General features: G+C 73.4%; 20 protein-coding genes. 15 read left to right on the top strand and 5 right to left on the bottom strand.

What is annotated here, in order from left to right:
- The first annotated feature begins 258 nt into the window (after positions 1–258).
- Both lon and ADL15_RS09555 read left to right on the top strand, forming a co-directional pair.
- Positions 259–2,511, top strand: coding sequence for an endopeptidase La (lon, locus tag ADL15_RS09560; RefSeq protein ID WP_232343989.1), 2,253 nt, complete (start codon positions 259–261; stop codon positions 2,509–2,511).
- 160 nt (positions 2,512–2,671) lie between these two features.
- The gene (locus ADL15_RS09555; RefSeq protein ID WP_067687329.1) at positions 2,672–3,115 is read left to right on the top strand and encodes a chemotaxis protein CheW; all 444 of its coding nucleotides are present in this window, start codon (positions 2,672–2,674) and stop codon (positions 3,113–3,115) included.
- On the opposite strand, the gene ADL15_RS09550 is transcribed toward ADL15_RS09555, so the two are convergent.
- Complete coding sequence (locus ADL15_RS09550; protein WP_067687326.1) at positions 3,112–4,053, bottom strand: helix-turn-helix transcriptional regulator; 942 nt, start codon at positions 4,051–4,053, stop codon at positions 3,112–3,114. The genes ADL15_RS09555 and ADL15_RS09550 overlap by 4 nt on opposite strands.
- A gap of 81 nt (positions 4,054–4,134) precedes the next feature.
- Between ADL15_RS09550 and ADL15_RS09545 the strand changes: the two genes are divergently transcribed.
- The 3 genes from ADL15_RS09545 to ADL15_RS09535 all read left to right on the top strand — a co-directional run bounded on the left by ADL15_RS09545 (position 4,135) and on the right by ADL15_RS09535 (position 6,353).
- Positions 4,135–4,551, top strand: coding sequence for a VOC family protein (locus ADL15_RS09545; protein WP_067687323.1), 417 nt, complete (start codon positions 4,135–4,137; stop codon positions 4,549–4,551).
- A gap of 52 nt (positions 4,552–4,603) precedes the next feature.
- The gene (locus tag ADL15_RS09540) at positions 4,604–5,647 is read left to right on the top strand and encodes an MsnO8 family LLM class oxidoreductase (RefSeq protein WP_067687320.1); all 1,044 of its coding nucleotides are present in this window, start codon (positions 4,604–4,606) and stop codon (positions 5,645–5,647) included.
- Positions 5,648–6,014: 367 nt separating this feature from the next.
- Entirely contained in the window at positions 6,015–6,353 is a 339-nt protein-coding gene (locus ADL15_RS09535; RefSeq protein WP_067687317.1) for a hypothetical protein, read from the top strand.
- A 7-nt stretch (positions 6,354–6,360) separates the two neighbouring features.
- Here ADL15_RS09535 and ADL15_RS09530 read toward each other — a convergent pair whose 3' ends face one another.
- Genes ADL15_RS09530 through ADL15_RS09520 form a run of 3 tightly spaced genes read right to left on the bottom strand, consistent with a single transcriptional unit; the run spans position 6,361 to position 9,644 of the window.
- Positions 6,361–6,948, bottom strand: a complete 588-nt coding sequence (locus ADL15_RS09530) for a TetR/AcrR family transcriptional regulator (RefSeq protein ID WP_067687314.1) — start codon at positions 6,946–6,948, stop codon at positions 6,361–6,363.
- An 18-nt stretch (positions 6,949–6,966) separates the two neighbouring features.
- Entirely contained in the window at positions 6,967–8,301 is a 1,335-nt protein-coding gene (locus ADL15_RS09525) for an ATP-binding protein (protein WP_067687311.1), read from the bottom strand.
- 8 nt (positions 8,302–8,309) lie between these two features.
- Positions 8,310–9,644, bottom strand: a complete 1,335-nt coding sequence (locus ADL15_RS09520; protein ID WP_067687308.1) for an AfsR/SARP family transcriptional regulator — start codon at positions 9,642–9,644, stop codon at positions 8,310–8,312.
- An 86-nt stretch (positions 9,645–9,730) separates the two neighbouring features.
- On the opposite strand from ADL15_RS09520, the gene ADL15_RS09515 reads away from it, so the two are divergent.
- The 5 genes from ADL15_RS09515 (at position 9,731) to ADL15_RS09495 (ending at position 19,092) form a co-directional block, all read left to right on the top strand.
- Positions 9,731–10,339, top strand: a complete 609-nt coding sequence (locus ADL15_RS09515) for a hypothetical protein (protein ID WP_067687305.1) — start codon at positions 9,731–9,733, stop codon at positions 10,337–10,339.
- A 610-nt stretch (positions 10,340–10,949) separates the two neighbouring features.
- Positions 10,950–12,143: an FAD-dependent monooxygenase gene (locus ADL15_RS09510; protein WP_067687302.1), complete on the top strand. Its 1,194-nt coding sequence runs from the start codon at positions 10,950–10,952 to the stop codon at positions 12,141–12,143.
- Between the two features lie 149 nt (positions 12,144–12,292).
- A complete protein-coding gene (locus ADL15_RS09505) occupies positions 12,293–15,049 on the top strand; it encodes a helix-turn-helix transcriptional regulator (RefSeq protein WP_067687299.1) in 2,757 nt (918 codons plus the stop codon).
- A gap of 8 nt (positions 15,050–15,057) precedes the next feature.
- Positions 15,058–15,750 (top strand): 4'-phosphopantetheinyl transferase family protein, encoded by a 693-nt coding sequence (locus ADL15_RS09500; protein ID WP_067687296.1) that lies wholly within the window; start codon positions 15,058–15,060, stop codon positions 15,748–15,750.
- 198 nt (positions 15,751–15,948) lie between these two features.
- Positions 15,949–19,092: an AfsR/SARP family transcriptional regulator gene (locus ADL15_RS09495; protein ID WP_083971065.1), complete on the top strand. Its 3,144-nt coding sequence runs from the start codon at positions 15,949–15,951 to the stop codon at positions 19,090–19,092.
- 85 nt (positions 19,093–19,177) lie between these two features.
- Here ADL15_RS09495 and ADL15_RS09490 read toward each other — a convergent pair whose 3' ends face one another.
- Positions 19,178–19,366, bottom strand: a complete 189-nt coding sequence (locus ADL15_RS09490) for a hypothetical protein (RefSeq protein ID WP_067687291.1) — start codon at positions 19,364–19,366, stop codon at positions 19,178–19,180.
- 291 nt (positions 19,367–19,657) lie between these two features.
- Between ADL15_RS09490 and ADL15_RS09485 the strand changes: the two genes are divergently transcribed.
- From ADL15_RS09485 to ADL15_RS09465, 5 genes are all read left to right on the top strand, one after another.
- Positions 19,658–19,996, top strand: coding sequence for a hydroxyisourate hydrolase (locus ADL15_RS09485; RefSeq protein ID WP_067687420.1), 339 nt, complete (start codon positions 19,658–19,660; stop codon positions 19,994–19,996).
- Positions 19,997–20,024: 28 nt separating this feature from the next.
- Positions 20,025–21,728: a 2-isopropylmalate synthase gene (locus ADL15_RS09480; protein ID WP_067687288.1), complete on the top strand. Its 1,704-nt coding sequence runs from the start codon at positions 20,025–20,027 to the stop codon at positions 21,726–21,728.
- A gap of 73 nt (positions 21,729–21,801) precedes the next feature.
- Positions 21,802–22,974, top strand: coding sequence for an MFS transporter (locus ADL15_RS09475; RefSeq protein WP_083971051.1), 1,173 nt, complete (start codon positions 21,802–21,804; stop codon positions 22,972–22,974).
- Positions 22,975–23,058: 84 nt separating this feature from the next.
- A complete protein-coding gene (locus tag ADL15_RS09470) occupies positions 23,059–24,027 on the top strand; it encodes a GlcG/HbpS family heme-binding protein (protein WP_198170670.1) in 969 nt (322 codons plus the stop codon).
- Positions 24,024–24,956: a ketopantoate reductase family protein gene (locus ADL15_RS09465; protein ID WP_067687281.1), complete on the top strand. Its 933-nt coding sequence runs from the start codon at positions 24,024–24,026 to the stop codon at positions 24,954–24,956. The genes ADL15_RS09470 and ADL15_RS09465 overlap by 4 nt, the downstream gene beginning before the upstream one ends.
- Positions 24,957–25,010: the final 54 nt, after the last annotated feature.

Raw genomic sequence — 25,010 nt, 5'->3', positions numbered from 1 at the left:
CTGCCCTGGCGGGCCGCGCACCCGGTAACACGCGCAGGGGCGGCAAAAGGTTGTCCGCCGAATTTGATCAATCTGCCCAAGTCCACGAACGTTGTCAACCCGTCGATGTCCCAGGTCACGTTTTCGCTGGCAGTGAACACCGGAAGATCCGGGGCCCGGCCGAGGTTGAGCCGCTTGTACTCAACTCCTCGGAGGTACCCGGTGACCAGTAAGCGACTCCCCGTTCTGTTCCTAGAAGACATCGTGCTGCTCCCCGGCATGGTGGTGCCGGTCGAGCTGGACGAGAAGGCCCAGGCGGCCGTGGACGCCGCCCGCACCTCGGCCGACGCCGAGCTCCTGATCGCCCCGCGGCTCGACGACCGGTACGCGTCCTACGGTGTGGTGGCCGTGGTCGAGCGGGTCGGCAAGTTCCGTGGCGGCACGCCCGCCGCCGTGCTGCGCACCGGTGTCCGCGCCAAGATCGGCAGCGGCGTGACCGGCCCCGGCGCGGCGCTCTGGGTCGAGGCCGAGCCGGTCGAGGCCGTCGCCGGCGGCGAGGCCGCCCGTGAGCTGGCCGCCGAGTACAAGCAGCTGGTGGTCTCGGTGCTGCAGCGCCGGGAGGCGTGGCAGGTGCTCGACTCGGTCAGCGCCATCGACGACCCCGGTGATCTGGCCGACACCGCGGGCTGGGCGCCGTACCTGTCCAACGACCGCAAGCGTGAACTGCTGGAGACCCCGGACGTCACGGCCCGGCTGCGGCTGCTGATCGACTGGACCAAGGACTTCCTGGCGGAGTCCGAGGTCAACGACAAGATCGAGACCGATGTACGGGAGTCGGTCGAGAAGCGCAACCGCGAGTACCTGCTGCGCGAACAGCTCAAGGCGATCCGCAAGGAACTCGGCGAGGGCGACGCCGACGGCACCGACGACTACCGTGCCCAGGTCGAAGCGGCCGACCTGCCCGAGCCGATCCGCGAGGCGGCGCTGCGCGAGGTCGACAAGCTGGAACGCGCCGGTGACCAGAACCCCGAGGCCGGCTGGATCCGCACCTGGCTCGACACCGTGCTGGACCTGCCCTGGGCCACGCGTACCACCGACAACACCGATCTCGGCGCGGCCCGCGCGGTGCTCGACGCCGACCACCACGGCCTCGACGAGGTCAAGGAGCGGATCGTCGAGTACCTGGGCGTCCGCGCCCGTCGCGAGTCCCGGGGACTGACGACCGTCGGCGGCCGCGGCTCCGGCGCAGTGATCCTGCTGGCCGGCCCGCCCGGCGTCGGCAAGACCTCGCTGGGCGAGTCGGTCGCGAAGACCCTCGGCCGCAAGTTCGTCCGGGTCGCCCTGGGCGGCGTGCGCGACGAGGCCGAGATCCGCGGGCACCGGCGCACCTACGTCGGCGCGCTGCCCGGCCGGATCGTACGGGCGATCAAGGAGGCCGGCTCGATGAACCCGGTCGTGCTGCTCGACGAGGTCGACAAGGTCGGCAGCGACTACCGCGGTGACCCGGCAGCGGCACTGCTCGAGGTGCTGGACCCGGCGCAGAACCACACGTTCCGCGACCACTACCTGGACCTCGATCTCGACCTGTCCGACGTGCTGTTCATCGCGACGGCGAACACCCTGGAGACGATCCCGCAGGCGCTGTTCGACCGGATGGAGCTGATCGCGATCGACGGCTACACCGAGAACGACAAGGTCGCCATCGCCCGCGACTTCCTGGTGCCCCGGCAGCTGGAGCGGGCCGCCCTGTCGCCGGGTGAGGTGACGGTGACCGACGACGCGCTGCGCGAGATCGCGGCGAACTACACCCGCGAGGCCGGCGTTCGTACGATGGAAAGGCTTTTGGCCAAGGCGTTCCGCAAGGCCGCGCTCGGATCTCTGCCGGCCACGGTCTCGGCGGGCGATCTGAAAGATCTGATCGGACGGCCGCGCTTCATGCCGGAGTCGGCCGAGCGGACCGCGGTCCCCGGCGTGGCCACCGGCCTGGCGGTGACCGGGATGGGCGGCGACGTGCTCTACATCGAGGCGTCCCTGCTGCCCGGCGACAAGGGTGGGCTGTCCGTTACTGGTCAGCTCGGTGACGTGATGAAGGAGTCCGCGCAGATCGCGCTCTCCTACGTGCGGGCGCACGCCGACGAGCTCGGCATCTCGCCGGAGCAGCTCGATCACCCGATCCACCTGCACGTGCCGGCCGGCGCGGTGCCCAAGGACGGGCCGTCGGCGGGCGTCACCATGACGACCGCGCTGGTCTCGCTGCTGCTCGGCCGGAACGTGCGCGCCGAGGTGGGGATGACCGGCGAGGTGTCGCTGACCGGCCGGGTGCTGCCGATCGGCGGGGTGAAGCAGAAACTGCTCGCCGCGCAGCGGGCCGGTCTCACCGAGATCTACCTGCCGCAGCGCAACGAGCCGGACCTCGACGAGGTGCCTCAGGACGTGCTCGCGGCGCTGACCGTGCACATCGTCGCGGACGTCCGCGACATCCTGAAGACCGCTTTGGACCAGGTGTCCGTGGAAGCGGTCGCCGCGGCCTGACGGGCGGGGACGTGGCCGGCGGGGTCTCCCTCGCCGGCCACGTCTCTGTGCCGGGCGATCCGCGGTCATTTCTTCTGGTGTCTGCCCGGGATGTGCCGAATACAGCAGGTGGCACATCCCGGCGCAGCCTGGCGGCCAGTGAAACAATCCGGGAGACACCGTGCTCACCCAGCAGTTCGTCACCTTCGACGTCGAGAACCACTTCTTCGGCGTCCCGGTCGGTGCGGTGCAGGAAGTCCTGCTCAACGAGCACTACACGGCGATGCCACTGGCCCCGCCCGCGTACGGCGGGCTGTTCAACCTGCGCGGCGAAGTGATCGGCACCGTCGACCTGCGGGTCCGGTTCGGGCTGGCGCCGCGGCCGATCACCGGTCCGGTCATCAACGTGGTGGTGCGGGTCGCCGGCGAGGCGGTCAGCCTGCTCGTCGACCGGATCGGGCTGGTCGCCGACCTCGACGACAGCGCGTTCGAGCCGCCGCCGGAGACGCTGACCGGCCCGACCCGGCGGATGGTGACCGGGACGTACAAGACCGAGGGCCGGCTGTTGATGGTCCTCGACGTGGACGAGTGCGTGAACCCGACCCTGGCCGTAGCCGCCGTCTAGGGCGTCGTCCGAGGCTGGTAGCGCTCGGACAGTTCCGCGCCGATGCGAGCGAGTTCGGCGCGGACCGCGGGTGGGTCGAGGACCTCGACCATGGCTCCCCACCCGGCCAGCGTGCGGGCGATGTCGCGCGGTGTCGGCGCGCCGACCCGGAGCCGCGCGCGGCCGTCGGCGAGCACCTCGAGCTGCTCGCAGTGCCGGCCGAAGTGGTCGCGCAGCACCCACGCGAAGCGTTCCTCGATCAGCAGCTCGGCCCGGGTGCCGGCCCGTTTCTCCTCGACCTCGCCGACCACGGTCTGCCACGCCTCGTCCAGGTCGAACCCGGCCGGCGGCTCGAAGGTCTCCGGGGTGACCACCAGCTCGCCGGCACGATCCACCCGGAACGTGCGCCGGCCCCGCTCGGTGCCGGCGATCAGATACCAGATGTCGTCCTTGTCGACGAGCCCCCACGGGTCGGCCACCCGCTCCGCGCCCCGGTAGGCGAACCGGATCCGGAGCCGCCGGACCACCGCGTCCTGCAGCCGGTCGACGATCTCCGGGCGGGAACCGGCCCGCTCACCCCAGCCGGTCGGGTCGACGAGGGTGGCCGTGGCGGCGGCCTGCGCGTCCGCCCGGAACGGCGCCGGCAGCGCGCGGACCAGCTTGCGCAGCGCCGACCTGGCCGCTGGGGAGACACCCGCCGCCGGGCCGGCCAGCAGAAACAGCGCTTGCGCCTCGGCGGCCGTCAGCCCGGTCAGGTCGGTCCGGGCCCCGCCGACCAGCGACCAGCCGCCGTGCCGGCCGGGCTGCGGATAGACCGGGATCCCGGCGGCGGACAGGGCTTCGAGGTCGCGGCGGGCGGTCGCCACCGACACCTCCAGCTCGGCGGCGAGCTCCGCGGCGGTCACCCGGCCGCGCGCCTGCATCAGCAGAAGGGTGGCGACGAGCCGGTCCGCACGCATGTCCTTGAGGATAAGTGCTCAGAAGGTGAGCACTTAAGCCGCGAGGATGGGGCGGAGACGTCGACGGAAAGAGGAACAGCCATGCTTCGCGGATTGACCACCGTCACCTTCTTCGCCGAGGACCTGGACGCGGCCCGCACCTGGTACACGACCTTCCTCGGGATCGAGCCGTACTTCGTCCGCGAGGGCGGCTATCTCGAGTGGCGGGTCGGGGACTACCAGCACGAACTCGGCATCGTGAACGCGCGGTTCGCCCCGCGCCCGCACGGCCGGGAGCCGGGCGGCGCGATCGTCTACTGGGCCGTCGACGACCTCGAAGCGGTCTTCGCCCGGCTGCTGGAGCTGGGCGCGACGGAATACGAGAAGCCGGTCGAGCGCGGGCCCGGTTACGTCACCGCGTCGGTCACCGACCCGTTCGGCAACGTCCTCGGCATCATGCTCAACCAGCACTACCGCGACGTCCTCGCGGCATCGGGGAACAAGGCGTCGGCTGGCTGATGCTGAGCCGCATCTGGGAACAAGCCTTCGGCCGGAAGGCGCTGCACCCTTTGTGATCAACGCCGAGTGTCAGATCTCTCTGCTGGACCGGTCCCGGACTCGGGCCGGTGAGGTCGAGGCGGTGGCGCTGCGGGGCACCGTGGCGCGCGCCAGGCACGCCGAGCGGCTCGGCTACCAGCGGTTCTGGGTCGCGGAGCACCACGGGGTGCCGGGCATCGCCGGGGCCGCGCCGGCCGTGCTGCTGGCCGCGATCACCGGTGCCACGAGCACGATCCGGCTCGGGTCGGCCGGGGTGATGCTGCCGCACCACCAGCCGCTCGTCGTGGCCGAGCAGTTCGCGACACTGTCCGCGTTCGCTCCGGGCCGCGTCGACCTCGGGCTCGGGCGGTCGCCCGGTTTCACCCCACCGGTACGGCGGGCGCTGCGTCAGGTGGACCGGGACTTCGCCGCGGATCTGGCCGAGCTGCGCGGATTCCTGGACGGGACGGCGGAGATCACCCTGCATCCGCGTCCGGAGGGTGCGGTGCCGCTGCACGTGCTGGCCACCGGGAGCGGGCTGCGGGTCGCGGCCGAGCTGGGGCTCCCGGTGATCGTGGGCGGGCCGCTGCTCGGGGTGGCCGGTGATCCGGAGCCGGGGCTGGCGGCGCTGGCGGAGTATCGGCGGGCGTTCCGGCCGTCCGCGCAGCAGCCGGTGCCACGGGTGGCGATCAGCCTGGACGTGCTGGTGGCGGACACCGCGGCGGAGGCGGCAGAGCTGTTGCTGCCGGAGGCGTGGGCGATGGCACGGAGTCGTACCACAGGGGTTTTCCCGCCGTTGGAACCGGTGGCCGCGGTGCGGTCCGGAAGCCGGACCTCGCGCGAACAGCAGTATCTGGAGCAGGTGGCCGCGGCGGCGATCACCGGGACGCCTGCGGGGGTGGAGAGCCGGCTCGCCGAGCTGATCGAGCGGACCGGGGCGGCGGAGGTGGTCGCCGCGGGGAGCACGTTCGACCGTGAGGCGCTGGCGGCGTCGGATGCGGCGGTGGCAGCGATGGTCGGCGGGGCGGCGCGCTCGCTCGACTCCACAGGGGCGGCGGGGGTGCGCGGTCGGCTGTGAACGGGCGGTGGGAGCGCGCGTTCGGGTTTGGCGGGGCGGTGGGAGCCCGCGATCGGCCGGGGTTCGGGGCGGTAGTGGCACGCGATCGGGGATTGCGTGCGGGTGCCGCCCCTATGGGGGCGGTGGCGGGCCGCAATCTGATACTGCGTGCTCGCACCGCCCCTCCGAAGGCGAGGGACTAACCGCGGGTCATGGGCAATCGGGGCACCCGAAGCCGGGTCGATGCCGCTGAGTTGTCGGCACGCGCAGACGTCTCGGCGGCTGATGGCAGGCGTGTTGCGAACGCAATACGGTGGATGGATGTCGTGCGCCTGCTTGTCGATGATTGAGGAGCAGTGCCAGCTGGATCAGTGGGAGAGGAGCCGTCATGAGCAGCCATGAGGTGCGGATGGCCGGGCTTGCCGAGGCAGTCGCCGAGAACCGGCTCGTCTTCGATCACGGGGTCACTGCCGAGTTGCCCCCGGTGCTGGAGAGCGAGCCCAAGGTGACGGTTTCGCTGCGTCTGGATGTCGCCGACTACGAACGGGTCCGGGCGGTGGCCAGGGCTGCCGGGATCAAGCCCACCAGGTTGATGCGCGACTGGATCCTCGCCGGGCTCGCGGGAGCCGACGACGAGAAGACCATTTCCGTCGCGGACCTGTTGCGCGCGGTGGCAGCGATCGCACCCGCCGTCGCTGCCGGCGGTCCGACCCGAAACGCGGCCTGAGGCGGGGTCAGGCGGGGGCCGGTGCGATCGTGGTGGCCAGGCGGCGCAGGGCGGCGGTGAGATCGGCGGCGGACGGGGCCTGATCGGGGTCGATCAGCCACTGAGTCAGGACGCCGGTGAGCAGGGCCTGGTGGAAGGCGCCGACCGCGGCGTTCAGCGCCGGCGAGGACGGGGCCGGGGAGACGTCGAAGAGTTCGGCCAGGCCGAGGCGGGCCGCGGACAGACCCTCGGCGAGCTGGGCGCGGACCTCGGGCTGGTGCTGGCTCTGGGTCAGGGCCTCCAGCTGCATCGCCCACAGTGACCGGTGCGTCCGGAACGAATCGATGATCCGGATCCAGACGGCCTCGAAACGCTCCAGCGGGCCGGCGTCGGCCAGGTCGTCGGTGGCCAGAGCCCGGGCCATCTCGTCGCCCCACTCCTGCATCACCTCGAACAGCGCGGCGTTGAGCAGGGCCTCGGTGGTGCGGTAGTGGTAGCCGATGGCGGCCAGGCTGGTGCCGGCCGCGGTGGCGATGTCGCGGGCGGTGGTGCGGGCGTAGCCCTTCTCGGCCAGGCAGCGCTTCGCGCCCTCCAGCAGAGCCTCTCGGTTTCCCATACCGGTCAGGCTACCGTCTCAGACATTTCTCTCACACAACAGTGCAACCGCCGCGTCGAGGGTGGTCCCGGCGGCCGCGCGGACCGCCCGGGTGATCTCGTCGGCGGTCAGTGACTCGCGGGCCGCGCGTTCCGCCGAGTCGCGGTCGGCCACCTCGTCCGGGGTGAACAGTGACGAGCCGAGCGTGACGCGTTCCCGGGCGGCGAGCAGCAGCAGGGTGAGCCCGCGCGCCGGGTCGCCGTCGAGAACGGCCAGCTGGGCCAGCCCCTCGACCGCGTCCACCTGCCCCTCGACGATGGCGAGGTCGGTGTAGATGCGCAGCGCCGCGCGCATGTGCCCGGCGGAGGCGGCGAGCCGGCCGCGACGGCGGGACACGATGCCGAGGTTGTTCAGCGCGGCCGCCTCGCCCCGCGGATCGCTGATCTCGCGGAACACCGCCAGGGCCCGCTCGAACAGCGGTCCGGCCTCGTCCAGCCGCCCGGCGCAGCGCAGCGTCCCGGCGGTGTTGTTCATCGCCGCGGCGATCCCCCGCCGGTCACCGTCCTGCTCGGCCAGGGCCAGACCGTCATATCCGTACGACAGGGAGCCGTCGTAGTCCTGCTGCCCCTGTGCGGTGATGGACAGGCTGTTGAGCGCAGTGATCGTGCCGGGCCGGTCACCCAGCTCGCGGAAGACGGCCAGGCTCTGCTCACCGAGCGCGCGAGCGGCGGCCAGGTCGCCGGAGCTGCGGGCCAGCGAGGCCGCGCCGCGCAGGGCCTGCCCGCGCGGCGGGGTCGGTGTGGCCGGCGCGGCGGCCAGGGCCTGGCCCAGCCAGGAACGGCCCTCGGCCACCCGGCCGGTGACCCACCAGTACCACCACATCGCGGCGGCGATGCTCAGCCCCTGTCCCGGGTCGCCGTGCCCGAGCGACCGGTCAAGGGCGGCCACGATGTTGTCGTAGTCCTGCTCGACCGTGGCCAGCCACCGGCTGTGCCCGGCCGCGTCGAGCGGGCGCGGCGCGGCGAGCAGCTCGGCCCAGACCGCGACGTGCCGGTCGTGTGCCGGGTCGCCGGCCGGCAGGCGTTCGGCCGCGTATTGGCGCATCGTCTCGACCAGCCGGTAGCGGTCGCCGGCCTGTTCCACCATGGACCGGTCGACGAGCTGGGCGAGCGGTTCGGCGGCGTCGCGCCCGGCGACCGCGGTGGCGGCGGCGAGCCCGAACCCGCCGGCGAAGACGCCGAGCCGGCCGAACACCTCCTGCTGGACCGCGTCGAGCAGGTCGAAGTCCCAGTCGATGGCGGCCCGCATGGTCTGGTGGCGGGTCTCCGGCGAGGTGCCGACGAGCAGGTCGAGGCGCCGGTCCAGACGGGACATCACCTCGGTCAGGGGCAGGGTGCGCAGCCGGGCGGCGGCCAGCTCGAGCGCGAGCGGCAGCCCGTTGAGGCGGCGGCACAGCTCGCGGCGACCGGCAGCTCGGCCGGGCGCAGCGCGACACCGCCGCGGGCCGCGGCGACCCGGTCGTTGAACAGGCGTACCGCGTCCGAGCGGGCGGCGTCGGCACCCGGCTCCGGGGTGGCCAGCCCGTCGAGGGAGAAGACCACCTCGCCGGGCAGCCCGAGCGGTTCCCGGCTGGTGGTGACGAACCGCAGGCCCGGCGCCAGCGGCAGCAGGTCGTAGACCAGCCGGGCGGCGTCGGCCCGGACGTGTTCGCAGTTGTCCAGCACCAGCAGGACCCGGCCGGACAGCCGGCGGGCGACACTGCCGGCCACCGGCACGCCCGGTTCCTCGCGGGCACCGACGGCGGCCGCGACCCGCTCGGCGAGCATCCCGGTGGTGTGCCCGGCCAGCTCGACGATGTGCACCGACTCGTATTCGGCGGCCACCTCGCGGGCCAGCTCGACGGAGAGCCGGGTCTTGCCGGCCCCGCCGGTGCCGGCGACGGTGAGCAGCCGGTTCGTGCCGAGCAGCCGGATCACCCGGTCCAGCTCGGCGCGCCGGCCGATGAACCGGCTGCGCGAGCCGGGCAGCCCGGGTACCGGCTGGTCGAGGGTGGGGTCACGGCGGCGGACCGCGGCGGCGAGCGCGGCCAGCCGGGTGCCGGGCTCGGTCTCGTACTCGGACAGCGCCAGCACGGTGCGGTCGTAGAGGTCCAGGGCGTCGGCGGTCCGCCCGGCCCGGTGCAGCGCCAGCATCAGGCGCTCGACGAGGGGCTCGGAGGTCGGCTCGGCGGCCACCCAGGCGCTGAGCCCGGCGAGCACCGGGCGCCCGGCCCCGGCTTCCCGGTCGGCCCACTGCCCGCGGGTGGCGAGCAGCGACTCCTCCAGGCGCGCGGCGGCCGCGGCGACGATCGGGCCGGTGCCACCACCCTCGTACGCGGGACCGCGCCAGAGCGCGAGTGCCTCGTCGAGGGCGCCGGTGGCGGCCAGCGCGGCGAACTCGTCGGCGTCGCTGCGGGCGTCGAGCGCGTACCCGCCGGACGAGGTGGTCAGCGCCGCGCCGACGATCTTGCGGAGGCCGGAGACGTGCACCTGCAGGGCGCTCGCGGCGGTCGGCGGCACCTCGCCGGGCCACAGCTCGGCGATCAGCCGGGCCGCGGAGGCGGGGCGGCCCGCGGCGGCGATCAGCGCGGCCAGCAGGGCGCGCATCCGCGGAGGCAGTGCGGCCGGGAGGCCGTCGCCGGTGATCACCCGGACCGGGCCGAGTACCTCGTACCGCATGGTTCTCCGTCTTAAGCGTTTCTTCAGTGCCCGCCCACACGCTAACCAGGTCAGCGACGAAAGCCAGGGGACGGGGAGCAAAAGGGATGTTCAGCGGTATCAATCGATCTGGTCGGCTGGCCGGCGCCGCCGCCATGGTGGTGCTGGTGTCGGCGACGGCGGCCTGCGGCTCGGCCTCGGAAGCGGCGGACGGCGGTTCCGGCGACGTCGGCGACACCGGCATGTCGGTGGGCAGCGTGCACACCGAGGTGACCGTGGAGGTCACCGGCGCGGTCACGCTCAAGGGCACCAGCAAGGCGCCGATGCCGACCAACAACGGCGTCGACTACACGTCCTGCGACCAGTACGGCGCGGGGGAGAAGGACGACGAGGGCCGGGCGTACTTCGTCCTGCCGCAGATGCTGACCGACACCATCGACGGCAAGACGGTCTTCGTCGGTGCGATGATCAAGGACTACCGGGGTGCCGGGACGTACGAGCGGGGCACGCTCACCGACACCGGGAGCCCGCCCGGGGTCAGCTTCGGCGGGGAGCTCTACTTCACCCAGTCGAACACCACCAGCACGGTGACCACCGACGGCAAGGGCGGCGGCTCGTGGGTCTTCACCGACCTGTCGACGCAGAACGCCGACGGCACCAAGGGCGGCGGCGGCCCGGCCGTCTCCGGCACGGTCTCCTGGACCTGCGCGTCGTAGCGGAGGATCAGGCAAGCTGCGGGCCGGCTGCCAGGCGGGGCGGGCGGTGCGTCACGGTGCACCGCGCCCGCCGCGGCCCGCGGTCGGTCGCTGCCGTCCCGCAAGGTGAGCGGCCGGTCCCGGCAGGCGATCCGGCGCGGACCGTTCCGGGGCGGCCCGAGCACACGGTACGGCGTGGAGCACGCGATGTTCCGCGTCCCCAGGCGGGCGGCGCGGCTCCCGCCCCCGGCTGGCTCTCACGGCCCTATCAAGCCCGTTTTAACGGCCGCCAGAACCAGCCGCACATCCCCGCCGGCCGGGCTGGCTCCGGCGGCCGTTATGGGTGCTGTTTGAGGGCCGTGAGGGCCAGCTTGGTGGGCCCGGCTGGCTCCGACGGCCGTTATGGGTGCGGTTTGAGGGCCGTGGGGCCGACTTGGTGGGCCGGGCTGGGCGTGATGGCCGTTATTGGGCTCAGGCAGGAGGCGGCGGTGGGCGGGCGGTTGGGGTTTTCGGGATCGGGCTGGTCGTCGCAGCTGTTCTGGCGCAGCGTTCAGGGCGTCAGGATCCAGGCGTCTACATTGCTTGTACAAACGTCTTGCACAAGTGTCTTACACGTGCGTATCGTCGAGGCATGACGAAGACGGTCCTCATCTCAGGCGCCGGTGTCGCCGGCGTGACCTTGGCGTACTGGTTGCGCCGCCACGGCTTCACGCCCACGGTCGTCGAGCGGGCGCCCGCTCTGCGCGACGGTGGCTACAAGGTGGACGTCCGCGGCGCGGCGCTCGAGGTGGTGCGCCGGGCCGGGCTGCTGGCGGCGATCCGCGAGCGGCGCACCGACGTGCGCTCCGGAGCGGTCGTCGACCGCACCGGCAAGCGGGTGGCCAGCATGAACGGCGACGTCTTCGGCGGACGCGAGGAGGCCGACGCGGAGATCCTGCGCGGCGACCTGACCCGCCTGCTGTTCGACCTGACCAAGGACGAGGTGGACTACCGGTTCGGCGACGCGATCGCCGCGATCGACGGCCACACGGTGACCTTCGACAGTGGCCGCACCGGCACGTTCGACCTGATCGTCGGCGCCGACGGGGTGCACTCGCGGACCCGGGCGCTGGCCTTCGGGCCGGAGGCCGGCTTCGTCACCGACCTGGGCTACCGGGTGGCGATCGCCTCGGTCCCCAACCACCTGGGCCTGGACCGCGAGGAGCTGACCTACGTCAGCCCGGGCCGCACCACGCTGGTCTACAGCACCGCCGGCGCACCGAGCGCCAAGGCGATGTTCCTGTTCAGTGCGCCGGACGGGATCGACGAGAGCGACCCGCGGCAGGCGCTGCGCGAGGCCTACGCGGATCAGGGCTGGGAGGTGCCGCGGCTGCTGGAGGCGGCGGCCGACGCCGGCGACCTCTACTACGACCGGATGCTGCAGGTGCGGATGGACCGCTGGTCGACCGGCCCGGTGGCGCTGGTCGGCGACGCGGCCTACTGTGCGGCTCCCTCCTCCGGCCAGGGCACCAGCCTCGCGCTGGTCGGGGCGTACCTGCTGGCCGGGGAGCTGGCCGCGGCCGGCGGGGACCACACCGCGGCCTTCACGGCGTACGAGAAAAGGATGCGGCCGTTCGCCGAGCGCAACCAGAAGCTCGGCCCGGCCAACGTCAAGCGGATGGTGTTGAGCAGCGCCGGCCAGGTGCGGACCTCAATGGTGATGCTGAGTGTGATGTCCCGCCTGCCCGGCCGCGACCGGATGATGGCGGCGATGATGGCCCCGCTGCACAAGGCCGCCAACGCCATCGAGCTGCCTGCCTACCCCACCACGGCGGACCGGCCCTGACCTGCGGTTCGGCCCGGCGATAAGGGTACGAAGGCGCCCCGATAGCGGTCGGTCCCACAGTGGAGGCAGGCAGCCGGGATGTCCGGTCGCCTCCCCGGTGGAAGCGGCACCTCCCGCCGGGGGACGGGGATCCGACACGGAGGTCCATCATGGGACTTATCGAGCGCGATGAGGCCGTGGCCTGCCTCGACGAACTCCTGGCCGACGCGGTCGCCGGCCGGGGGCGGGTGGCCCTGGTCACCGGCACCGTCGCGACCGGCAAGAGCGAGCTGCTGAACGTCCTCGCCGACCGGTCGATCGAGCGCGGCGCGCTGGCGGTCACGGCGACCGGCTCGGCGGACGAACGGGACCTGCCGCTCGCCCTGCTCGGCCAGCTGTTCCACGACGCGCCGCTGCCCACGGAGGACCGGGACCGGGCGATGAGCCTGCTGCTGGAGGGCACCAAGGCGGTGCTGGCGACCGGCGGCCAGCTCGACCCGCAGGTCATCCACGGCCTGTGCGCCATCCTGCTGGAGCTGGCCGGGCGGTTCCCGCTCGCGCTGCTGGTCGACGACGTCCAGCACGCCGACCGGGCCTCGCTGGTCTGCCTGTCCTACCTGGCCCGCCGGGCCCGCCCGGCCCGGGTGCTGCTGGTCGTCACCCGCAGCACGTTCCAGGCGGCCGGCGACCCGGCGTGGCAGAACGAGCTGCTGCGCCCGGCCTCCGGCAACCGGATCCACCTGGAGCCGCTCACCGGCGACGGCGTCCGCGAGCTCGCCGGGCAACTGGCCGGCCCGGAGACCGCCGGCCGGTTCGCCGAGCAGTGGCACCGGCTCAGCGGCGGCAACGCGCTGCTGGTCGAGGGCCTGGCCACCGATCACCGGCAGGCGCTCGCCGAGACCGGCGCGGCGCCGGACGGCCCGGTCGCCGGCGACGGTTACACCACGGCCGTGATGGCCTGCCTGCACCGTGGCGAGGCCCGGCTGCTCGAGGTGGCGCGCGGCGTCGCGGTGCTCGACGACCCGGAGAGCCTGGACGCCCTGATCGGGCTGGACACCCAGCAGGTGGCGCAGGCGGTCCGGGCGCTGACCACGGCCGGCCTGCTCGGCATGGGCGCGTTCCGGCACCCGGCGGCCCGCGCCGCGGTGCTCGGCGACGTACGCCAGGAGCAGCGCGCCGAGTTGCACCGCCGCGCCGCGGTGCTCACCTACGACCGTGGCGCCTCCACCCGGGTGGTCGCCGAACACCTGGTCGGCGCGAGTGACGTCCAGGAGAGCTGGGGCGTCACGGTGCTCGAGGACGCCGCCCGCCAGGCGCTGCGCGAGGGGCGCGTCGAGGCCGCGGTGCGTTACCTCAAGCTCGCCTGGAAGGCCTGCACCGACGACCGGCGCCGCGTGCGGATCATGACGACCCTGGTCCGTGCCGAGTGGCGGATCAACCCGAGCACGTCGGCGGGGTACCTGCCCGAGCTGACCGGCGCCCTGGACAAGGGCGTGCTGCGCGGCAGCGACGCGATCGTGCTGGCCAAGGCGCTGCTCTGGCACGGGCAGTTCCGCGACGCCGAGCACGTGCTCGACCACCTCGCCGCGCACGGCGCCGACCTCGACCCGGACACCGCCGCCGAGCTGGCCGCCACCCGGCCGTGGCTGCGCTGCACGTACGCCCCGTTCGTGGCCCGGCTGCCGAAGACCACCGCCACGGCCGGCACGGTGTCGGCCAGTCGCCGGCTGGCCGCGGCCCGGGCGCTCTCCTCGGTGATCAGTTCCAGTCCCGGCCCGGACCTGGGTGACTCGCTGGAGCGGATCCTGCGCGGCTCCCGGCTCGACGAGATGTCCCTGGACACCGTGGAGAGCGCGCTGCTGGCGCTGACCTACGCCGGGCACGCCGACAAGGCGGCCGGCTGGTGCGACCTGTTCGTGGAGGAGGCGTACACCCGGCGGGCACCCAGCCGGCAGGCCCGGCTCGCCGTGGTCCGCGCCGAGGTGGCGGTGCGCACCGGCAACCTGGCCGGGGCGGCGCGGTACGCCCGTACCGCGCTGGAGATCATGCCGCCGGCCAGCTGGGGGGTGGCGATCGGGCACCCGCTGTCGCTGCTGATCATCGCGTCGATCGCGATGGGCGAGTTCGACGACGTCCGCGAGCAGCTCGACCAGCCGGTGCCAGAGGCGATGTTCCAGACCCGGTACGGCCTGCACTACCTGCAGGCCCGCGGCCGGTACAGCCTGGCCACCGAGCACCCCGCGCTGGCCCTGCGCGACTTCCAGCGCTGCGGCGACCTGATGATCGCGTGGGGGCTGGACGCTCCCGGGCTGGTCGCCTGGCGGTCCGACGCCGCCGAGGCGAACCTGCGGATGGGCCGGCCGCTGCAGGCGCGCAAGCTGGTCGAGGAGCAGCTGGCGCGGTGCACCGGGCCGATGCCCCGGGCCCGCGGGATCGGGCTGCGGCTGCTGGCCGCCACCGAGCAGGCCCGGCACCGCCCGATGCTGCTGCGCCAGGCCGCCGATCTGCTGCAGACCAGCGGCGACCGGTACGAGCTGGCACACGCCCTGGCCGACCTGGCCCAGGCGTACCAGGCGCTCGGCGAGTCCCGGCGGGCCGGCATGATCACGCATCGGGCCCGGGCGCTGGCCGAGGGGTGTGAGGCCGCCCCACTGCACCGGGCCCTGGCGCCGGACGAGGCGGGGGAGTCCGGCGAGCCGGCCCCGGCCGTGGTGACCGGCCCCGCCGCCGGGACGCTCAGCGACGCCGAACGGCGGGTGGCCGCGCTGGCCGCGGTCGGCTACACGAACCGGGAGATCGCCGACAAGCTCTACATCACCACGAGCACGGTCGAGCAGCACCTGACCCGTACGTACCGGAAATTGAACGTCACCCGCCGCAGTGACCTGCCGGCGAACCTGGACGCAACGCTCACCCCGGCCGGCTGAGGGACGACATGATCGAGAAAATCCTGCCCGCCGGCGTGATGGCGGTCGACACGTTCGACGACCTGCCGGACGCGACGCTGCTGCCCGCGGAGGAGGGCATCGTGGCCACCGCGGTCGAGAAGCGGCGCCGGGAGTTCACCACCGCCCGGCACTGTGCCCGGGCCGGCCTGGCGCGGCTCGGCCGGCCGGCGGTGCCGATCCTTTCCGGTCGGCTCGCCGAGCCGCTGTGGCCGGCCGGGGTGGTCGGCTCGATCACCCACTGTGCCGGTTACCGGGGTGTGGTGGTCGCCGACGCCGCGACGATCACCACGGTGGGTATCGACGCGGAGCCGGACGAGCCGCTGACCCCCGGGGTGCTGGAGTCGGTGGCGCTGCCGGACGAACGTGTCCACATCGCCGAGTTGCTCCAGGCCCGGCCGGAGATCCGCTGGGACCGGATGCTGTTCTGCGCCAAGGAGGCGGTCTACAAGTCGTGGTACCCGCTCGCCCAGCGGTGGCTGGACTTCGACGACGCGGTGATCACGCTGCGGCCGGGGTCGGCCGGCGCGCTGACCGGGGATTTCGACGCGCGGCTGCTGGTGGTCGGACCCCGGGTGGCCGGCCACCGGCTCACCGGGTTCACCGGGCGCTGGCTGGTCGAGCAGGGGCTGATCCTGACCGCGATCGTGCTGCCGGGTCACCGGCGCGCAACGCACTCTTAACGGAGTTACCAGTCGGTAGGGCAAGGGGTTGACCGGGCAATTCTTGTGTTCGAAGGTCGGACCTCCGGCAGTCACAGCGGGTAGCGCTACCGGCCGTACTTGCATAGCCTTCCTTCTATACGGGGGCTATACGGGGGTTTTCTGACGTGCCCGGCTGTGATCAGCGGTGAGCGGGCGGCCCCGCTCAAGGAGGCGCACGTGCAGATTCTCATTCTGGGAATTCTCGAGGTGCTCATCGGCGAGCAGCTCGTCGAGCTCGGCGGTCAGCGTCAGCGGATCGTTCTCGCCACGCTGGCGCTCGAGTCCAACCGGGTGATCCGGGTGACCCGGTTGATGGAGGCCCTGTACGGCGACGACCTGCCGTCCACCTCCCGGGTCCAGGTGCAGATCTGCATCTCCGCGCTGCGCCGGCTCTTCGCCGGGCACGGCCACCCGGACGCCATCATCACCCGGACCCAGGGGTACGCCCTGCAGGTGCCGGACGGCAGCCTCGACCTGCACCGCTACGAGGAAGCCCTGACCCAGGCCCGCCAGCTGCGCGAGTTCCGGCGTCCGGCGGAGTCCGCGGCCCAGTACCGCCGGGCCCTGGCCCTGTGGCGCGGCCCGGCGCTGGACGGCATCGAGAGCCGGGTGGTGCAGGGCGCCGCCGACCGGCTGGCCGAGCGCCGGCTCACCGCCACCGAGGAGTGCATCGAGCTGGAGCTGCGGCTCGGCCGGCACCGTGAGCTGCTCGACGAACTGGGCGCCCTGGTCGGCGAGCACCCGCTGCGGGCCCGGCTGCGCGAGCACCTGATGCTCGCGCTCTACCGTTCCGGCCGGCAGGCCGAGGCCCTGGACACCTACCGCGCCGCGCGCCGGCTGTTCATCGACGAGCTCGGCCTCGAACCGGGTGAGGAGCTGCGCCGGTTGGAGCACGCCATCCTGACCGGCGACGCCACGCTGGCCCTGCCGGAGCCGGCCGTGGTGCTCAGCCCGCGGCCGATGGACCCGGTGCCGCCGCCGGTGCCGCCGGTGATCGTCGATCCGATCCGGGACCCGGCCGGCGTGACATCCCCGGCGTCGCCGGCGGCGCCACCGAGCGCGCCACCGGTGTCGGCCGTGCCGGCGGCCGGGCCCGGCCTCTCGCCGGTGCCCTGCCTGCTGCCCACCGACATCGCCGACTTCACCGGGCGCAGCCAGCAGATCGCGGCCATCCACGGCCAGTTCGGCCTGGCCGAGGACGCCGCGCAGTTCGCGGTGCCGGTCGTGGTGATGGCCGGCAAACCCGGTATCGGCAAGACCACGCTCGCCGTGCACGCCGCGCACCGGCTGGCCGCGCGGTACCCGGACGGGCAGCTCTTCGCCGACCTGCACGGCCGGCACACCGAGCAGGTCGGCCCGATGCGGGTGCTGGAACGCTTCCTGCGCGCCCTCGGCGTGACCGGCACCCAGATGCCGGAGCTGCTCGAGGAACGCGCCGAGCTGTACCGGGCGCTGCTCGCCGACCGCCGGATGCTGGTGGTGCTCGACAACGCCGGCGGGGAGGGCCAGGTCCGGCCGCTGGTGCCGGGAACCTCGCAGTCCGCGATGCTGATCACCAGCCGCAGCCGGCTGGCCGGGCTGCCCGGCGCGGTGCACATCGACGTCGACGTGTTCAACCCCGAGCAGTCCACCGAGCTGCTCTCCCGGATCGCCGGCGCGGAACGTATCGAGGCCGAGCCGGACTCCACCGCCGAGCTGGCCGAGCTGTGCGGGCACCTGCCGCTGGCGCTGCGGATCGCCGGCGCCCGGCTGGCCGCGCGTCCGCACTGGAGCGTCGAGCACCTGGTCGAACGGCTGGCGAACGAGGCCCGCCGGCTGGACGAGCTGAAACACAGCGGGATGGGGATCCGGGCCAGCATCTCGCTGACCTACGACCACCTCGAGGACGACGCGCGGCGGCTGTTCCGGCTGCTCACCGTGCTGGACTTCCCGCACTTCTCCGGCTGGGCGGCGGCCGCCCTGCTGGACACCGGTTTCGGCGACGCGCAGGACCTGCTCGACGACCTGGCCGACGCGCAGCTGATCGAGACCAGCAGCGACGGCCGTGGCGTGCACGCGCAGTACCGCTTCCACGACCTGATCCGGGTCTTCGCCCGCGAGCGCCTGGTCGCCGAGGACTCGGTGGAGGAGCGCGACAAGGCGCTGCAACGGGCCATGGGCGCGCTGCTGTTCCTGGCCGAGGAGGCGCGCCGTGGCCTGTACGGCGACTACCTGCGGGTGCAGACCGAGGCGCCGCTGCACGAGCTGCCCGCGCGGCAGGTCCGTCAGCTGGTCGATCCGCCGCTGCCCTGGTTCGAGCGGGAACGGCTCACCATCGTCGCCGCGGTCCGGCAGGCCGCGCAGGCCGGGCTGGCCGCGCACAGCTGGAGCCTGGCGATGACCGCGGTCACCCTCTTCGAGTCGCGGATCTACCTGAGCGACTGGCGGGAGACCCACCAGGTCGCGCTGGACGCCGCCCGGCAGGCCGGTGACGAGCGCGGGCAGGCCGCGATCCTGTACTCGCTCGGCTCGCTGCACATCGGCGAGCAGCGCTTCCCGGAGGCGGTACGCCTGCTGGCCGGCGCCGACGACCTGTTCCAGCGGGTCGGTGACCTGCACGGGAGGGCGATGGTCAGCCGGTACGTGGCGTACATCGACCGGCTCAGCGGGCGGTACACCGAGGCCACCGAGAACTACCAGAAGGCGCTGGAGACGTTCCGGACCGGTGACGACCTGGTCGCCGTGGCCTACGTGCTGCAGAGCATCGCGCAGATCAAACTGGAGCTCGGTGACCTGGACGCGGCCCGCACCCTGCTCCCGGAGGCGCTCGACTACGCCCGGCGCGCGAACAGCCGGCGGGTGGAGGCGCAGGTGCTGCACCGGCTCGGTGAGACGCACCTGCAGGCCGGCGAGGTGCAGGCCGCCATCGCGGTGCTGCGGCAGGCCGTCGCCGTGGTGCGGGAGCTGGGCGATCCGGTGGGGCAGGCGTACACGCTGCAGGGGCTGGGCACCGCGTATCTGCGGGCCGGCGCGTATGCGGAGTCCGGTGAGGCGCTGCGCGAGGCGATGGAGCTGGCCTGCGCGGCGACCGAACGACTGATCGAGGCCCGGGTCTCGATGGTCCTCGGCGAGCTGGCGATGGCGGTCGGCAATCCGCCGCAGGCGGTGGTCCACCTGCATCGCTCGCTGGGACTGTTCCGGGCGATCTCCGCGCCGCAGTTGGAGGCGCAGGTGCTGGGGTTGCTCAGTGACGCCTACACGGCCGCGGACAACCCGGTGGGCCGGGACGCGGCGGCGCTGGATCCGATCGCTGGTGCGGTGTTCGGTACGCCCGCGAGCTGACGTCGCCCGCGAGCTGACGTCCCGCGACGATCCCGGCCGGCCGGTCCGGGGGTCATCGGGCGCCACGGTGGCGCTCAGTCGCCGTTCAGCCCCACTTGGTGTCGTCGGTGGTGGCGGTCGGGCTGGGGGTGCCACCCTCGGACTGGACGCTGACCGAGTGGCTCGCCGGCGCCGTGCCGGTGGCCGTCGCGGCGAACACCGCGGCGACCGGAGCGGCCGTCAGGACGATGGCGAAAGCGACCTTGACCGACGCGGTGGCGAGGTTCTTACGCATGGGTTTACCTGCTCTTTCGTGAGTGGGGTCCGGCGGGCTGTGTCACCTTCCGCCGTGCTGCCACCGACGCTAGGGACACCCCTCATCGCCCGGTTATCGCCGCACCACGCTTCCGGCATCGCCGGGGTTATCGGGGCCGGCGATAAGGGCCGCGGGCCGGGGGATAACGCGGCGAAGCCGGTTCGATAACGGGCGTGCCCACCATCGGGACCGGAGCCGGATCGGCCGGCCCCGGCACGGGCGCCGCGGTCGGATCCGCACCCGGGCGTGGTGAACAGGTGGGTGATCGGCATGAGCGTCTCGGCTCAGGCCCTGGACGGCGTCTACGGGAAACCGGCGGCCGGTGTGCGGGCCCGCCTCGAGCACGGGGTCGACGGCCGGTGGCAGGCCGTGGCCAGCGCGGAGACCGACGAGGCGGGCGGCATCGCCGGCTTCGGGACCGGGCGGCTGACCCGCGGGCCGTACCGGATCGTCTTCGACAGCGACCGCTACTTCGCCGGGCTCGGTGTCAGCGCCGCGTACCCCGAGATCACCGTGGTGTTCCGGGTCCTCAGCGAGCTGCACGCCTGCCAGATCCAGGTGCTGATGACCCCGTTCTCGTACTCCTTGTACTTCGGCGAGCGGGCCTGACCCGACCGCCTGGCGAAAGGACCGGCCAGTGACAAGCAACCACCGATACGTACGCCCCGCGACCGTGGACCTGCCCGGGCGCGCCTGGCCGGGCCGGACCATCGACGCCGCGCCACGGTGGCTCAGCACCGACCTGCGGGACGGCAACCAGTCGCTGGTGAACCCGATGACCCCGGACCGCAAGCTGGCCATGTTCCGGCTGCTGGTGGAGATGGGCTTCACCGAGATCGAGGTCGGTTTCCCGGTGGCCAGCCAGGACGACCACGACTTCCTGCGGCTGCTGATCGAGCGGGACCTGATCCCGGACGACGTGCGCATCTCGGTGCTGGTGCAGGCCCGCGACGAGCTGATCCGGCAGACCGTGGAGAGCCTGGCCGGCGCCCGGTCGGCCACCGTGCACCTCTACAACGCGACCTCGCCGGAGTTCCGCCGCACGGTCTTCGGACTGTCCCGTTCGGAGTGCAAGGACCTCGCGGTGCAGGGCACCCGGCTGTTCATGAAGTACGCCGACCGCACGCTGGCCGGCTCTGACCTGGGGTTCCAGTACTCGCCGGAGATGTTCGCCGACACCGAGCCGGAGTTCGCGCTGGAGGTCTGCGAGGCGGTGATGGACGTCTGGCAGCCCGGACCGGGCCGGCCGATCACGCTGAACTTCCCGACCACCGTCGAGCGCAACACGCCCAACGTGTTCGCCGACCAGATCGAGTGGCTGGACCGGAACCTGTCGCGCCGCGAGCACGTGTGCCTGTCGGTGCACCCGCACAACGACCGCGGCACCGGGGTCGCCTCCGCCGAGCTGGCCGTGCTGGCCGGCGCGCAGCGCGTCGAGGGCTGCCTGTTCGGCAACGGCGAACGGGCCGGCAACGTGTGCCTGGTGACGCTCGCGCTGAACCTGCTCACCCACGGGATCGACCCGGGGCTGGACCTCAGCGACCTGAACCGGATCCGGCGGACCGTGGAGTGGTGCAACGAGATGCCGGTGCACCCGCGGCACCCCTACGGCGGGGACATGGTCTACACCGCGTTCTCCGGCTCGCACCAGGACGCGATCAAAAAAGGCTTCGACGTACGGGCGCGCGCGCTCGACGCGGGCGCCGACCCGGAGCGGCTGCGCTGGGAGATCCCCTACCTGCCGCTGGACCCGCACGACGTGGGCCGCACGTACGAGTCGGTGGTCCGCATCAACAGCCAGTCCGGCAAGGGCGGGGTGGCCTACGTGCTGAGCAGCCGGCAGGGCCTGGAGTTGCCCCGTGACCTGCGGATCGAGTTCGCCGGCACGGTGCAGGCGGCCGCCGACGCGCTCGGCCGGGAGATCGCGCCGGACGAGGTCGCCGCGATGTTCCTGGAGGAGTACGCCTCACCCCGGTTCGTCACCGTCCCGGTGGCGTTCCGCAAACCGGTGCCGACCGTGCTGCACGTGCAGGGTGACGGGTTCGCGGTCGGCGCGGGCCGGGCCGACGCGCTCGGTGACCTGGAGGCACATCTGGCCTCCTGGGGCATGCAGGTGCACGAGGTGCACCGGATCGGGGTGAGCGCCGCCGACTCGCGCCGCGAGGACGTGGTGGTCTACGCCGAGTGCGTGATCGGGCAGCGCCGGGTGTGGGGGGTCGGCACCGCCGCCGACCTGGACGGGGCCGCCCGGGCCGCGGTCCGCGCCGTGATCACCCGGGCGCTGCACGGTGCCGGTGCCCGGCGTACCCCTGAAACGCGGCGCTGGGAGCGCGCCGGCTGATCTGGGGTGTACGACCCGATCCGCGGCTGTTTACGGTCGAAGTCCAGTTCGTTCGAGGAACAGGGTGACTTCGATGATCGCTGCGCGGGCCCGCTCGCTCGGCCCCGCGCTGGTGCTGGCGATGGCGTTGCCGACCTCGGTGCTCTACTCGGTCGGCGCGGTCGGCGCGCAGATCACCGCGACGTTCGGCGTCTCCCGTTCCGCGCTGGGCGCGTTGCCCGCCGCGGTGTTCGCCACCGCCGCGGTGCTGTCGCTGTGGTCCGGCGGCCTGGTCGACCGGATCGGTGCCCGGGCCGCGCTGTTCGCCCTCTTCGCGGTCGCCGCGAGCGCGTTCCTGCTGATGGGACTCGCCACCGGGTACGCCGGGCTGGTCGCCGCCATGGTGCTCAGCGGGGTCGGCCAGGCGATGTCCAACCCGGCCACCAACCTGGCGATCACCGAGAGCCTCGGACCGGCCGACCGGGCCGGCGCGGTCGGCCGCAAACAGGCCGGTGTGCAGCTCTCGGCGCTGGTGGTCGGTCTGGCCGCGCCGCTGCTGACCGAGCTGGCCGGCTGGCGGGCGGTGCTGCTGGCCGGTGCGCCGCTGGCGGTGGCCGCGCTGGTCGTGACGGGCACCGCGGTGCCGGCCCGGCCGCCGGCCCGGCGCGCGTTCAGCTGGCGCCCGGCCCGGCCCAACCGCTACCTGGGCCTGCTGATGGTCTTCCTGGCCGCGCTCGGCTCCGGGGTGTCCGGGGTGGCCACCTTCACCGTGCTCTACAGCCAGGAGCGGTTGCACCAGGGCCCGGCGGTCTCGGCCGTGCTGATCGCGGCGCTCGGTGTCGCCGGGGTCGCCTCGCGCCTGCTCTGGTCGCGGCGCGCGGCGGCGCTCCCGCTGCTCAGCCCGCTGCTGCGCCGGCTGTCCGGCGGCGCCGCGGCCTCCGCGCTGCTGATCTGGAGCGCCGCCAGGCTCGGCCCGGGTGCGCTGTGGGCCGGCACGGTCGGGGTCGGCGCCACCGCGGTCGGCGCGAACGCGGTCGCCATGGTGCTGATCGTGCGGGACCGGCGCTGCGGCCCGCTCGGCCCGTCGTCGGCGCTGCTGTCGCTGGGCTTCTTCGCCGGGTTCGTGGCCGGGCCGGTACCGCTCGGCCTGCTCGCCGACCGCTGCGGCTACGGCCCGGCCTGGCTCACCGTGGCCGCCCTGTTCCTGCTGGCCGCGGTTCTGGCCGGCCGGGTGCTGCGGCACGAGGGCGCCGACCGGCCCGGATGACGGCCCTGGACTCGCCCCGGACCCTGGGACTAGCTTGTCGATAGTGGCTTTCGCTAGTCGAGAATGCAGTGGGAAGAGTCCACCATGACACCTCACCCCCAGGATCTATCGCTGCGCGCGGCCCGTGCGCTGGTGCGCCGCGCCGTCGACAAGGCCGAGCAGCTCGGTCTGCGCGGCGGCGTCGCGGTGGTCGGCGCGAGCGGCGCCCTGATCACCGCGTCCCGCCTCGACCACGGCGGACCGGGCGGGATGGCCCGGGCCCGTTCCAAGGCCTGGATCGCCGCGACCCAGCAGATCCCCAGCTCGGAGCACCTGCGCCGGATGACCACGCTGCCGGCGCCGATCGCGGACGGCTTCGTCCGGGTCAGCCCGGAAGCGGTCTTCCCCGGCGCCGGCGGGATCCCGGTGCGCGACGAGGACGGCGTGGTGGTCGCCGGGGTCGCCGCGTCCGGCGCCACGGTCAGCCCGTTCCTGCCGGAGGGGGTCGCCCCCGAGGTGGTCAGCGCCGACGGCCAGCCGGCCAACCCCGAAGATCTGCTCATCGCGTACGCCCTCGGCGTCCCCTACGCGGGCCAGCACGGCGACGACCTGGCCCGCTGGACGCAACGGTTCGGTGACCTGGTGGTGCCGCCCGGGGACAGCCTCGGGATGCGGCAAGCCCCGCCGGCGTCCCGGCAGCCCGAGCTGGCCTGGGCCCGGGACCTCGCCGACCGGGTGCTGGCCGAGGCCGGGCGGCGCGGCCTGCTGATCAGCGTCGCCGTGACCGACCGGGGTGGCGACCCGATCCAGCAGGACCGGATGGACGACGCGCCGGCCGGTGGCGTCGAGGTCGCGCTCGGCACCGCGGCCGCCGCCGCCCGGTTCGGCTGCCCGAGCGAGCTGCCGGCCCAGTGGTACGGCGCCGCACTCACCGGCCTGCACCCGGTCCCGGTGCTCGCGGTCCCGGGCGGCCTGCCGCTGCCCGAGGACGGCCGGATCGTCGGCGGCATCGGCGTGGGCTGCGCGAACCCGGCCACCTGCGCGGCCCTGCTGCGCGAGGTGGTGAAGCCGTGAGCCCCGGCCCGTTCCGGATCGCCGTGCTCGGCTGCGGCGCCATCGGCAGCCTCTACGCCGCCCACCTCGCCCGGGTGCCGGGTGTCGAGGTCTGGGCGGTCGACCCGTGGCGCGACCACGTCGAGGCGATCGCCGCCGGCGGCCTCACGGTGACCGGCCAGGCCGCCTTCACCGCGCCGGTGCACGCGCTGACCAGCGCCGACGGCCTGCCACCCTGCGCGCTCGGGATCGTGGCGACCAAGTCGCTGCACACCCGGGCGGCGGTCACCGCGGCCCGGCACGCCCTGGCCGACGCGGCGGTGGTCAGCGTGCAGAACGGCATCGGCAACGAGGAGCTGATCGCCGAGGTGGTGCCCCGGGTCATCCGCGGCACCATCGTCACGGCCGGCGCGGTCACCGCGCCCGGCACGGTCCGCTACGACGCGCCCGGCGACTCGTGGTTCGGGCCGTTCGAGCCGCAACCGGCGTACCCGGGCGAGATCGGGGTGCTGGCCGGGCTGCTCAGCGAGGGTGGCCTGCGGTCATACGCGGTCGACGACGCGCGGGGTCCGCAGTGGACGAAGGTCGTGTTCAACGCGGCGACCAGTCCGCTCGCCGCGCTGACCGGGCTCACCGTGGGGCAGGTGTGCACCGAGCCTGCCCTGCGTACCCAAGTGGAGATTTTGATCGTGGAGGCGCGGGCGGTGTGCCGGGCGGCGGGAATCGCGCTGACCAGCGACCCCGCCGAGGCGGTCGAGGAGGCGATCCGGGAGGCGTTCGGGCACCGGCCGTCGATGCTGCAGGACGTCCTGGCGCGGCGGCCGACCGAGATCGACGTGCTCAACGGCGGCATCGCGGACGAGGGCCGCCGGGTCGGTGTGCCCACGCCCGCGCACGACGCCATGGTCGCGCTGGTGCACGGCCTGGAGAGGTCCTGGACATCCCGGTGAGTGTCGTTTACGTTTCCATCAGCAACACAGAAAGTCGTTTTCACCTGGTGAAAG

Source organism: Actinoplanes awajinensis subsp. mycoplanecinus (genome assembly GCF_001509495.1).
Lineage (GTDB): Bacteria > Actinomycetota > Actinomycetes > Mycobacteriales > Micromonosporaceae > Actinoplanes > Actinoplanes palleronii.
This window is presented reverse-complemented; position numbering and strand designations above follow the sequence as displayed.

Bases quoted from the DNA above. Each gene is read 5' to 3' on its own strand.
- ADL15_RS09520 (WP_067687308.1), bottom strand. From the start codon at position 9,644: ATGCGGTACGAGGTACTCGGCCCGGTCCGGGTGATCACCGGCGACGGC.
- ADL15_RS09535 (WP_067687317.1), top strand. From the start codon at position 6,015: ATGAGCAGCCATGAGGTGCGGATGGCCGGGCTTGCCGAGGCAGTCGCC.
- ADL15_RS09545 (WP_067687323.1), top strand. From the start codon at position 4,135: ATGCTTCGCGGATTGACCACCGTCACCTTCTTCGCCGAGGACCTGGAC.
- ADL15_RS09510 (WP_067687302.1), top strand. From the start codon at position 10,950: ATGACGAAGACGGTCCTCATCTCAGGCGCCGGTGTCGCCGGCGTGACC.
- ADL15_RS09500 (WP_067687296.1), top strand. From the start codon at position 15,058: ATGATCGAGAAAATCCTGCCCGCCGGCGTGATGGCGGTCGACACGTTC.
- ADL15_RS09505 (WP_067687299.1), top strand. From the start codon at position 12,293: ATGGGACTTATCGAGCGCGATGAGGCCGTGGCCTGCCTCGACGAACTC.
- ADL15_RS09470 (WP_198170670.1), top strand. From the start codon at position 23,059: ATGACACCTCACCCCCAGGATCTATCGCTGCGCGCGGCCCGTGCGCTG.
- ADL15_RS09530 (WP_067687314.1), bottom strand. From the start codon at position 6,948: ATGGGAAACCGAGAGGCTCTGCTGGAGGGCGCGAAGCGCTGCCTGGCC.
- ADL15_RS09475 (WP_083971051.1), top strand. From the start codon at position 21,802: ATGATCGCTGCGCGGGCCCGCTCGCTCGGCCCCGCGCTGGTGCTGGCG.
- ADL15_RS09515 (WP_067687305.1), top strand. From the start codon at position 9,731: ATGTTCAGCGGTATCAATCGATCTGGTCGGCTGGCCGGCGCCGCCGCC.
- ADL15_RS09485 (WP_067687420.1), top strand. From the start codon at position 19,658: ATGAGCGTCTCGGCTCAGGCCCTGGACGGCGTCTACGGGAAACCGGCG.
- lon (WP_232343989.1), top strand. From the start codon at position 259: ATGGTGGTGCCGGTCGAGCTGGACGAGAAGGCCCAGGCGGCCGTGGAC.
- ADL15_RS09525 (WP_067687311.1), bottom strand. From the start codon at position 8,301: ATGTCCCGTCTGGACCGGCGCCTCGACCTGCTCGTCGGCACCTCGCCG.
- ADL15_RS09490 (WP_067687291.1), bottom strand. From the start codon at position 19,366: ATGCGTAAGAACCTCGCCACCGCGTCGGTCAAGGTCGCTTTCGCCATC.
- ADL15_RS09550 (WP_067687326.1), bottom strand. From the start codon at position 4,053: ATGCGTGCGGACCGGCTCGTCGCCACCCTTCTGCTGATGCAGGCGCGC.